The organism is Cupriavidus sp. IDO, assembly GCF_000812465.1.
Taxonomy (GTDB): Bacteria; Pseudomonadota; Gammaproteobacteria; order Burkholderiales; family Burkholderiaceae; genus Cupriavidus.
Map to the genome: position 1 here is coordinate 1 of NZ_JWMA01000123.1, position 4188 is coordinate 4188.

Annotated in this window: 2 protein-coding genes and 1 pseudogene; all 3 read left to right on the plus strand. The window is 60.0% G+C overall.

Features of this window, described 5'->3' with window-relative positions:
- Nucleotides 1-86: pseudogene (locus RM96_RS38940) on the plus strand (IS5/IS1182 family transposase); the annotation flags it as partial.
- A 557-nt stretch (nucleotides 87-643) separates the two neighbouring features.
- Nucleotides 644-2323: a group II intron reverse transcriptase/maturase gene (ltrA, locus tag RM96_RS27790; protein ID WP_443112282.1), complete on the plus strand. Its 1680-nt coding sequence runs from the start codon at nucleotides 644-646 to the stop codon at nucleotides 2321-2323.
- Nucleotides 2324-2727: 404 nt separating this feature from the next.
- The gene (ltrA, locus tag RM96_RS27795) at nucleotides 2728-4029 is read left to right on the plus strand and encodes a group II intron reverse transcriptase/maturase (protein WP_039014961.1); all 1302 of its coding nucleotides are present in this window, start codon (nucleotides 2728-2730) and stop codon (nucleotides 4027-4029) included.
- The last annotated feature ends 159 nt before the right edge of the window (nucleotides 4030-4188 follow it).

The window sequence follows — 4188 nt, forward strand, 5'->3', positions numbered from 1 at the left end:
AACGCCTCGCCACCATCCATGAAGCATTCCTGAAGATCGCCTGTTGCATCATCTGTTGGCGACACCTCAGGAAGTCATTTTGTTAGGCCTTCTAAGACCCTGGCACGCACGGACGCTCTTTACGCGGGAACCGGGAGATCTCTCGTCTGGCCAGTCGCAGCATGGGCTGGTCCGCATCGGGAAGGTGAGGAGCCGTAGCCGATGATGAACGGGCGGGAGAAGTCAGACTTCGCCGTACTAGCGAGGAGGCCTGCGAACAATGCCGGGAAATCGGCTGCGGAGTGGGTGGAGCGAAGGGCGGGGACGTGCGTCCAGCGAAGGCTGGCTTGTTCAGCAGGAGATAGTCCTGCCGGGGTAGAAGTCAGAAGCCTCGTAGCTTGGATAGCAGATAGGAGAGAAATCGATGATCTGAAGCCTATCGACAAGCCTTCTGAAAGGGAAGGTGCGAGTTACCGGGCCGTAACGCAAGTGAAGTGCGCCAGTACAAACTGGCAGGAGGTAGTCGATGAAAGTTCGATACAGCGAAGGTCTAGCAAACCACGCTGACCCCGAGTCATGCGGTGGCCGTCGCGAGGCGTCCACCGAAGCGTTGACAGGGGAAACCGGCAGGCCAGCCATAGAGCCGCGAAATCAGGAAACCGGGATGCCGACGGAGTTTCACTTCTCGGAAGGCAACACGTTGCATGGCGTTAGATGCGAGTCATGTGACGATCCCGCGCGGTCGGAGACCCTGCGCATGTCGGGAAGCTTCCTGCACAGGAACTGGGAGATCTCATCGGCATCCGGGACCGCATGTCCGGATGGGGCGGGGAAGGCCAAAAACCGCACGCCCGCCGTCCACGTCGATGAGAAGTCGGATGCGCCAGTATTACCAGAGAAGTCGCCGAACAAAGGAGCTAATCCCGCGGAGGCGATGGAGGGAAGGGGCGCAGCCAAGGGAAACATCGGGGAGCCCCCCGCGCCCCGGACACAGAGCCGGACAGGTGCGTCGATGGGACTTGACGGTGTACGTGAAGTCGCCGGTAGGGATCGGCGGACGAGGTTCACGGCATTGTTGCACCACATCACGCCGTCGCTACTGGTGGAGAGCTTTTATGCTTTGCGCCGGAATGCGGCGGTGGGTGTGGACGGCGTGTCGTGGCGAGAATACGAGGGAATTCTCTACACGCGGGTGCACGAGTTGCATCGGGAGATACATACCGGTACGTATCGGGCACAGCCATCGCGACGGGTCTACATTCCAAAAGCAGATGGCAGGCAGCGGCCACTGGGGATTGCCTCCCTGGAGGACAAGATCGTGCAACAAGCGGTTTCGACCGTCCTGGGCGCGATCTATGAAGAGGACTTTCTTGGATTCTCATACGGGTTTCGTGGAGGGCGTGGCCAGCACGATGCGTTGGACGCGCTCTACGTCGGAATCAAGACGCAAAAGGTGAACTGGATACTAGACTTGGACATTCGCGGGTTCTTTGATGAAATCTCCCACGAATGGATGGGCCAGTTTCTGGAACACCGAATTGCGGATAAGCGGCTATTGCGGCTGATCCGCAAGGGGCTCAAGGCAGGGGTGATCGAGGACGGACGGAGGATCGTAAGCGACCGGGGCTGCCCGCAAGGGTCAGTGCTGTCGCCGATGCTCGCGAACGTGTACCTTCATTATGTTCTCGATCTCTGGGCGCATCGTTGGCGCCAAAAGGAAGCGAAGGGCCGCGTCATCGTCGTGCGGTATGCCGATGACACCGTGCTGGGTTTCGAGCACGAACATGAGGCTCGACGCTTCCTCGCCGCCGTACAGGAGCGACTGGACAAATTTGGGCTGGCTCTCAACATGGAGAAGACGCGCCTGATCGAGTTCGGTCGTTATGCAGCGGAGCGTCGTCGAGCGCGCCACCTTGGCAAGCCGGAGACGTTTGACTTCCTGGGCTTTACCCACTGCTGCACCCGTAGCAGGAGGGGCGCCTTCGACGTCTTGCGTCTGACAGTTAAGAAGCGCATGCGCAGCAGCCTGAAGGCGATATGGTCCACACTGCTGCGCCGTCGACACGAACCGGTAGCTGTCGTGGGGCGCTGGCTAGGACAGGTCTTGCGCGGGTACTACAACTACTTTGCGGTGCCCGGCAACATCTTTCGGCTCGACGGTTTCCGCGCCGAGGTGGAACGGGCCTGGTTGTGTGCGCTACGACGCCGCAGCCAGCGGTCTCGCATGCCCTGGTCGCGCTTCGCACTGCTTGTTCAGCGCTTTCTGCCCCCATTGCGTCTCGTCCACGATCATCCGATGGAAAGATTTCGCGTCATGACCCGAGGCAGGAGCCGTATGCCTTAATTGGGCACGTACGGATCTGTCCAGGGGGCGATGGGTAACCATCGTTCCTACTGGAACCGCGGATGTGGGCTCGAAAACTTCAACTCCGAAGGCCGAGCCCGCGTCCCATGGGTGAAGGCAGCATGGACGGCCGAAATCTGACCGATGCGGCTGGCCCACTTCGGCGGGGTGGAAGCGATGGCACGGTGACACAGGACAAGCTAAGCAACTGGAGAAACCCTCCTCGCCCCGGCGCGAAATCGCCGGAACAAGGTAGGTCCTATAACCGGTGACCCCGGGAAGTGGACCGAAGGTGAGAGGGTGGCGGACGGGTCCGCGGTAGTGATGACGCCGGGTAATGCCGGTCGAGCGATGGGGCCCTGCTGCGTTGTAACTCCTCCAACAACACGGAAGGCAGGGGCGAGATGATAAAGACGTCCAGTAGTCTGCAGGACCTGAGGCGGGGGATATATGTCAAGGCGAAGGCTGAACCGTCTTGGCGTTTCTGGGGGTTGTACGTTCACGTGTGCAAGTTGGAGACGCTGCGAGAGGCGTACGAGTTGGCCAAGACGAATGACGGCGCGCCGGGTATTGACGGCGTGACGTTCGAGGCCATTGAGTCGCAGGGCGTGGAGGTGTTCCTCGAACGCATTCAGAACGCACTGACCACGCGCACTTATGTGCCGCTGCGGTCGAGGCGGCGGGAAATACCGAAGGACAGAGGCAAAGTCCGAGTTCTTTCGATTCCTGCCATCTGCGACCGCGTTGTGCAAGGTGCGCTCAAGCTGATACTGGAGCCGATTTTCGAGGCTGACTTTCAGCCGGGGTCGTACGGATACCGACCGAAGCGAACCGCGCATCAAGCAGTGGATCGCGTCGCGAGGGCCATCGTTGAACACAAGACCTGCGTGATTGATCTCGATCTGCGCGCCTATTTTGACACTGTGCGGCATGACCTGTTGCTCGGTAAGATGGCGCGTCGGATTGATGATGATGACGTGATGCGGTTGCTGAATCTGATGCTCAAGGCATCGGGCAAGCAAGGCGTTCCGCAAGGCGGGGTGATCTCCCCGCTGCTCAGCAACATCTACCTGACCGAGGTGGATCAAATGCTGGAGCGGGCCAAGTCCGTAACGCGCGACGGGCGGTATACCGCCGTCGAGTACGCACGCTTTGCCGACGATCTGGTGGTCCTTGTGGATGCCCATTCACGATGCGCGTGGCTGCGGCAGGCGGTGCCCAAGCGGCTAAGGCAGGAACTGGCCAAACTGCGAGTTGAGGTCAACGAAGAGAAGAGCACAACTGTCGAGCTGGACCGAGGCGAGAGCTTCGGTTTCCTGGGGTTCGACTTCCGCCGGACTCGGTCACTCCGAGGTGCATGGCGACCGCAATACATGCCCAAGCTCAAGAAGCGCACGGCGTTGTTGGACAAGCTGCGGGCTATCTTCCGCCGCCACGTCTCCCAACCGGTCAACCGGGTCATCGAGGAGATCAATCCAATTCTGCGGGGCTGGGTGAACTACTTCGCAGTAGGTCATTCCAGCCGGTGCTTCAACTTTATCAAAGACTGGGTAGAAAAGAAGATCAGGCGCCACATGCTGCGCGCCCGGAAACGTCAGGGCTTCGGCTGGCAGAGGTGGAGTAAACGATTGCTGTACGAGACGCTGGGGCTGTTCAACGGCTACAGGGTCAGGTACTTCCCGTCGAAAGTGTCTGCCGCCCGATAGGTCCCATAGTGTGTCACGAGCGCAGGTGTGAGCCTGCGGTGCTGTACCGAAGATGGGAGTGGGCCTCCCGAAGTCGGCTTTCAGGGGCAGGCTTCAAACCGCCCGATGCTGCTGTGTCCAAAAGGCACGGTGGTGAGCGATCGTGGAAAAGGCATCCAT

Coding starts and splice junctions, on each gene's coding strand:
- ltrA (WP_443112282.1), top strand. CDS start 644: ATGCCGACGGAGTTTCACTTCTCGGAAGGCAACACGTTGCATGGCGTT.
- ltrA (WP_039014961.1), top strand. CDS start 2,728: ATGATAAAGACGTCCAGTAGTCTGCAGGACCTGAGGCGGGGGATATAT.